At 58.2% G+C, this 232-nt stretch carries 1 protein-coding gene; it reads left to right on the top strand.

Annotated elements, in window-relative coordinates:
• Positions 1 to 232 (top strand): lipoyl protein ligase domain-containing protein (locus SB756_RS35855; RefSeq protein ID WP_410914002.1); only part of this gene is annotated, 232 nt, incomplete at both ends.

Here is a 232-nt window from a genome sequence, read left to right as displayed (position 1 = left end):
TGGCTGGCAAGCCGGAGTACGATAAAACCATCTCCACGTCGATTGTGCTCAATGCGCTGAACGCGCTTGGCGTCAGCGCCGAAGCGTCCGGGCGTAACGATCTGGTGGTGAAAACCGCCGAAGGCGACCGCAAAGTCTCAGGATCGGCCTATCGCGAAACCAAAGATCGTGGCTTCCACCACGGCACCTTGCTGCTCAATGCCGACCTTAGCCGCCTGGCAAACTATCTCAA

The sequence above is a fragment of the Pseudomonas sp. SIMBA_068 genome, assembly GCF_046534705.1.
In the GTDB taxonomy this organism is placed as follows: Bacteria; Pseudomonadota; Gammaproteobacteria; order Pseudomonadales; family Pseudomonadaceae; genus Aquipseudomonas; species Aquipseudomonas putida.
The sequence above is the reverse complement of the archived record's forward strand: the minus strand, read 5'-3'. Positions and strand labels throughout refer to the sequence as shown.